The organism is Mycobacterium sp., from assembly GCF_052144515.1.
Classification (GTDB): domain Bacteria; phylum Actinomycetota; class Actinomycetes; order Mycobacteriales; family Mycobacteriaceae; genus Mycobacterium.
This window is the reverse complement of record NZ_JBKQQD010000138.1, coordinates 1-5216: the sequence shown is the minus strand read 5'-3', so window position 1 is coordinate 5216 and position 5216 is coordinate 1. Positions and strand designations below refer to the sequence as shown.

Here is a 5216-nt window from a genome sequence, read left to right as displayed (position 1 = left end):
CGCCCTACTAGTGATACATTAGGTGCTTGTGGGCCCGGTCAGCTGGCTTATCTGAAGAGCCGGACATGGGGTGACGATCCGGCCGCGCAAGAGGCGACACAACGCCTGGAGACGCCCCCGCGTGCCGCTGCCGGGCCCACCCGACGAACCGGACACAAGGATTCTGCTATGCAACTATCAACTAGTCCCAGCCTTTCCCTCCGTGTCACTGGAGCAGCACAAGCTCGTCTACAACGCCTTAGCGAACAACGAAGGATGGACAGCCACCGTGGACCAAGAACCCGAGATGTAAGTGATCGACTTCTCGGATGATCCGGGTGCAGTCGATTACCGGGAGCGCATCGAGCGCGCCCGCCATGAGGCGCGCCGGCGTTACCGTGACCACCTGGCAGGGGTATTCGCCCGGCACGACGTCGCCGATCCCGACGAGCTGGCTGATGTCACGCTGGATGCGCTTACCGTGTGGCGGTACATCGACAGCGGCGAGCGCTGCGGTTGTTCGTGTCACCCCCGGCTGCCCGAAAGCGACCTGCACGACCACGGATTCGATTGCGTCTGTGCTCGCCCGCCCGAGGAACGCCGTCGCGCATTCCGGCAGTGGCTCGACGACATTAAAGCGTTCTGGCAATCACCCGAGGGCCAGCAGATCACAGCCGCCGAGCAGGCCGACGAAGCCGACCTGCAGGCGTTGCTCGCCGGACAAAAGGGTGTCACGGTGCACAGTCATGGCGGCCTCTGTCCTGAACAGTGGAGCGGGGAAGTCGAGGGCCACAGCTTCTACTTCCGCGAGCGCCACGCCGAATGGCGCATCGAGCTCGATCTGCGGTCCAGCGGCCGCTTCATCCGGACAGTCGCCGGCACCGACAACGACGGCGCCACCCGCTACGAGCGCGAGTTGGACCATGGTGACGTCATCGCTTACGGCACAACCGATATCGAGGGCTACGGCACCACCCCCCTTGAACGGGCGCAATTCATCGTCGATACCATCCGCATCCACCTGACACGCCAGGCATGCACGCACCACCACGACGATCTGGCATCGATCCAAGCGATACTCGGCACGTCGGCCCGCTGGTGCCCAACCTGCGGCACCCGACTATGCGCCCGGTGAGGAGTCGATAGAAGAACGCTCTTTCGCCGCCGCCGATAGACGATTTGGGAGGTTGCCGGCCACGCCGATATCCTCGCTGAGCAAATCCGGACAAATAACGGCGCAGACCCCATTGCACTAGTGCGCCGGCCGGTCGATAAGCGACTGGAGGAGGTCGATGATGCGCTGCTGGCCAGTGACCACCGCGCCTGCGGCGTCGATCGCGCCGCGAATCGAGCTGATCTGGCTAAACCCCTGGTCGACTTGAGAAGACGTCTCATCCATATGATCGCGGAGGTTGTCGCCAGCCACGCCGCAAAGCATATCGGCTCGGCGGCGCACCTGGTGCAGGACCCAACTCTGACCGTCAATGCGGCTGCCTAACACGAGTCATCGTCTTCGGGTTCGCACACGACGAACAATGCGTCGACGTCTCCGGTCGCTTTGACGCGCTCGAATCTGTCGATGTGGTCGGATCGGTACTCCTCCATGTGAGATGGAATGTCGATCGCGGTTAGGAGTGCTCTCATTGCCTCGTTGAGGCACTGGTGGCCGAGGTTGAAGGCGAATACGGCGACAGATTGACACGCAGCTTCTGAAATGGGACCGCCGTGAATCGCTGAGTTGCGCAGACGTTTCAGGCGGGCGAGTTGGCGATCGAACCGACGGCATTGCTCATCAAGGCGGGCGAACATCCCTGCCGGTGTCGCCAACGCAGTCTCGACTTCACCTAGCCCCCGCGTCAGAAAATGTCCGGCATAGATGCCGCGCAGCGCGGCGACCTCGTCGGCAGCAGCTCGAACATTGAAATACTCGTGCGCACCGAAAGTTCGCAGCAGCCTCTGCCGAATCTCGAACAGCGCTTGTTGAGGCGCGGCGGGCGCATCGGGGCGACGATCTGGCGTGTGGTCAATCGCTGATTTTGTGAAGTGGCTGATTAACCCGACAAGCTTTACTCGAGCCTGGGCCTTCTTGAAGTAATCAGAAATGAAGTCGGCCCAATTCTTGACGCCACCGGTTGTCCAGGCGTTCACATGCTCAATAGCCCGCACCGAAGCCATCACAACGGCCTGCGGACTCTCATCGTCTGCTGCCTTGAGGGCAGTGCTCATTCCGATAGCGTCCTGCAGATCGTGTATCGACTGTGCGTCCAGCGTCTGATTCGACTGCGACATTCGGCCGATCTCTCGGCTCAACCGATCGTTCTGCGCGCAATACGGCTCGGGAATGTACTCCTTTGGCCCCCACGAGAATAGGGACCGCCGCTCGCCGTCCACGTAGAGCAGCGACCCCCTCAGCAGCTTCCAGGTGTCCCTCTGCGGATGATTCACTGCCTTGAGGGCTTCCACCAGCGCAATGGCTTTCGCCTCGGCTGTGTGAACCTCGGTACCTGGCAGTACGACACGCGCGTAAGCCATGTTCCAATCGTCTTCCCACTCCATCTCGCCGTCGCTCAAGATGGGCGCGCGTTCTGGTGGGGGCGGTGTCAGAACCTCCGTTGGCACGACGTCAAAGAACTCGTCCGCGCCTTCGGGGTGCCGAACGAAGCCACTCAGATAAGACGCGTTGTAGAACGTTACCTGCCCGTGAGTGAGATCGTGTTCCCGCAGGAACGTGGGTGCGAGCCGTAGCCAGACGATGCAATCACCTCGGTGGGGCGGGCGAGTCAGGACTTGCTCACAAAGTTGCAGCCGCCGCCAGGGCGGCTGACCGCCGGCTTCCCAACTCGGTGGGAAGATGCGCTGGTGATCGATACCGGCAGCTCTGTCTAATTCCTCTTGGACCGCGTCAGCGACGTCGGTCAGGACCGAGTCCACCCTGGTGAATGTGCCGAAGCTACCGACCACGTCGAGATTGCGGCGCTGTGCGATGGCAAAGAGGGTGTCGCGCCGAAACGAGATCTCTTCTGCTGAGCGATTAGGAGTCTGAGATGATTTCACGAGATCGCGCCAGGCGGCGATAATCGCTGCCTCAGTGGATAATTCAGACTGAAGCACTTCGAGCAGCAATAGAACATCAGCGCGCACTGCTGCGTCTATACCGTGGTGGGAGAGTGTTCCATCAGCGGCTGTAGTTGATGACAACAGGCCTTGAAGCAAGGAATCAATCTGTGTTGCAGACGATGTCACGACCGCGCTGAGCTTCGGTCCGGTCGTTGACACACTGTCGCGGAAGTCCCCGATGACCTGCATCCAGTCGTCATATCGAACAGTTAGGAACTTGCGCCGGTCAGCCACCCAGTCTTTGAGGTCAGCAGTAGCCGCCGGCAGTGTCATCACAGCACCGCTGCTCGTGATCGGTTCCTTGAATTGCAGCTGGACACTGAGTTCTTCCACAAAACTCTCGTCTTGACGGACGAGCATCGCCCCTCCTTGTCGAACCTATTCTCAGCAATCGCGCGACCAAACGGCCACAGTCCCCCGAGCAGCTGAGTGAGAAAGTCGAGGACCTTATTCGCGGTACGCGCAAACATCGCATGGATCGCCACCATAACGCTGGCTCCCGACGTGTCCGAGAAATCGCGAGCAGCGCAGCACTCGCCGGCGAGTGATTGATTCCGTCAACAGATGAACCGATATCCCATCACGCCGGCCCTGCGCAGACATCGATTGGTTGACGTAGTCGGGTGTTATCGGCACCTAAGTCCGCGTCTTTATCATCAATCATCATCGCTGAACCTGTCAATCGGTGCGCCGCGTGCGGCGCGGGCGCGTGGCACGGCACCACGCGCACGTGATTTCGGTGAGAGTGTTTAGGGTCCGCGTTCCCGCAACGGCGCTCGACCGGCGCGGTCAGTTGCGAGAGCTGTTGGCCTGCAGCCAATTCAGTGGCGACTGCAGGTGTTGCGGCAAGGTGGCTATGTTCCAGTCGCCGCGTTCAATCCAGGCCTGCGCCGCTTCGGTGTCCGCGGGATTGGTGAGGGGACCGATCCAGTGCGGCAAGCCGATGGGTGATCGGTCTGTGGAGCAGGGCTGTAGCACTGCCATGGTGCCTGGACCGTCGGCGTGGGCGGTGCAGCTCAGTTTCCCTGCTAGGCACGGCGCGGACACCAGGATGCCGTGCCGGCAGCGTCGGATGCTCTCGCCAAGTTCCGCAAGGACGGATAATCCTGGTCCAGCCGCGCAGCAGGAGCAGACGAAGACGGTGAAGGCGCGGTCAGTGGCGCGGCGCCAGGACGTCACCGCGCCGCCTGAGGGTAGGGCAGTAGCGCCATCTCTCGCGCGTTTTTGACTGCGGTCGCAGTGTCACGCTGTTGGCGGACGGTGAGCCCGGTGACGCGACGTGAACGGATCTTGCCTCGCTCGGAGATGAACACCCGCAAGGTGGCGGTGTCTTTGTAGTCCACTGCGCTGATGCCGAGGGTGGTGAACATGTTTTTCTTCGGCGAGGTGGTTTCGGTTCTGGCGGTGCGCCGGCCTCTCGTAGCTTTTCTGGTCATCACCAGCTCGCTTTCCTCACGCCCGGTAGTTGACCGGCGTGGGCGAGTTGGCGCATCCGTACTCGTGATAACCCGAACTTGCGGAGATGGCCGCGGGGCCGGCCGTCGACGGTGTCGCGGTTACGTAGCCGAACCGCGCTGGCGTCGCGGGGCTGGCGGGCCAGCGCGCGCTGAGCTGCCTGCCGTTGCTCGGCGGTGCTGGCTGCCGAGCGGATGATCGCCTTGAGCTCTGCGCGCCGCTCGGCGTAGCGCGCCACCACGGCCCGGCGTTGCTCGTTGCGGGCGACCTTGGATTTCTTGGCCATCAGCGCTCCTCGCGGAACTCGACGTGGCGGCGGATCGCCGGGTCGTATTTCCGCAGCTGCAGCCGGTCGGGATCGTTGCGGCGGTTCTTGCGGGTGACGTAGGTGTAGCCAGTGCCCGCTGTGGAGCGCAGCTTGACGATGGGCCGGATCGCGTTGCCCGCCATCAGATCCGCTGCCCGTCGCGGCGCAGTCGCGCGATGACCGTCTCGATGCCGTCGCGGTCGATGACCTTGATCCCTTTGGCGCTCACGTGCAGCTTTACCCGTCGGCCCTCTGAGGGCACAAAGTAGGTCTTGGTTTGGATATTAGGCGACCACCGGCGTCGGCTGCGGCGGTGTGAATGCGACACCGTGTTACCGAAACCGACTGTGCGGCCGGT

At 62.2% G+C, this 5216-nt stretch carries 8 protein-coding genes; 2 read left to right on the top strand and 6 right to left on the bottom strand.

Features of this window, described 5'->3' with window-relative positions:
* Positions 1–292 precede the first annotated feature (292 nt).
* Both ACLP9N_RS08265 and ACLP9N_RS08260 read left to right on the top strand, forming a co-directional pair.
* Complete coding sequence (locus ACLP9N_RS08265) at positions 293–1114, top strand: hypothetical protein (RefSeq protein WP_442406935.1); 822 nt, start codon at positions 293–295, stop codon at positions 1112–1114.
* A 120-nt stretch (positions 1115–1234) separates the two neighbouring features.
* Positions 1235–1477, top strand: a complete 243-nt coding sequence (locus ACLP9N_RS08260; RefSeq protein WP_442406934.1) for a hypothetical protein — start codon at positions 1235–1237, stop codon at positions 1475–1477.
* On the opposite strand, the gene ACLP9N_RS08255 is transcribed toward ACLP9N_RS08260, so the two are convergent.
* From ACLP9N_RS08255 to rpmB, 6 genes are all read right to left on the bottom strand, one after another.
* A complete protein-coding gene (locus tag ACLP9N_RS08255; RefSeq protein WP_442406933.1) occupies positions 1474–3456 on the bottom strand; it encodes a hypothetical protein in 1983 nt (660 codons plus the stop codon). The two genes, ACLP9N_RS08260 and ACLP9N_RS08255, sit on opposite strands and share 4 nt — an antisense overlap.
* 429 nt (positions 3457–3885) lie before the next feature.
* Complete coding sequence (locus tag ACLP9N_RS08250; protein ID WP_442406932.1) at positions 3886–4080, bottom strand: hypothetical protein; 195 nt, start codon at positions 4078–4080, stop codon at positions 3886–3888.
* A 191-nt stretch (positions 4081–4271) separates the two neighbouring features.
* Positions 4272–4532 (bottom strand): 30S ribosomal protein S18, encoded by a 261-nt coding sequence (rpsR, locus tag ACLP9N_RS08245; protein ID WP_442406931.1) that lies wholly within the window; start codon positions 4530–4532, stop codon positions 4272–4274.
* Positions 4532–4837 carry a 30S ribosomal protein S14 gene (gene rpsN, locus ACLP9N_RS08240; protein WP_442406930.1) on the bottom strand — a complete coding sequence of 102 codons (306 nt, stop codon included), beginning with the start codon at positions 4835–4837 and terminating at the stop codon, positions 4532–4534. The genes rpsR and rpsN overlap by 1 nt, the downstream gene beginning before the upstream one ends.
* Positions 4837–5001 carry a 50S ribosomal protein L33 gene (gene rpmG / locus ACLP9N_RS08235; RefSeq protein ID WP_442406929.1) on the bottom strand — a complete coding sequence of 55 codons (165 nt, stop codon included), beginning with the start codon at positions 4999–5001 and terminating at the stop codon, positions 4837–4839. Before rpmG ends, rpsN begins: the two co-directional genes overlap by 1 nt.
* Positions 5001–5216: 50S ribosomal protein L28 (gene rpmB / locus ACLP9N_RS08230; protein ID WP_442406928.1), on the bottom strand; the 216-nt coding region annotated here is incomplete at its 5' end. The genes rpmB and rpmG, both read right to left, overlap by 1 nt.

Excerpts from the sequence above, each read along its gene's own strand:
- ACLP9N_RS08255 (WP_442406933.1), bottom strand. The coding sequence starts at position 3,456 with ATGCTCGTCCGTCAAGACGAGAGTTTTGTGGAAGAACTCAGTGTCCAG.
- rpmG (WP_442406929.1), bottom strand. The coding sequence starts at position 5,001 with ATGGCGGGCAACGCGATCCGGCCCATCGTCAAGCTGCGCTCCACAGCG.
- rpsN (WP_442406930.1), bottom strand. The coding sequence starts at position 4,837 with ATGGCCAAGAAATCCAAGGTCGCCCGCAACGAGCAACGCCGGGCCGTG.
- rpsR (WP_442406931.1), bottom strand. The coding sequence starts at position 4,532 with ATGACCAGAAAAGCTACGAGAGGCCGGCGCACCGCCAGAACCGAAACC.
- ACLP9N_RS08250 (WP_442406932.1), bottom strand. The coding sequence starts at position 4,080 with ATGGCAGTGCTACAGCCCTGCTCCACAGACCGATCACCCATCGGCTTG.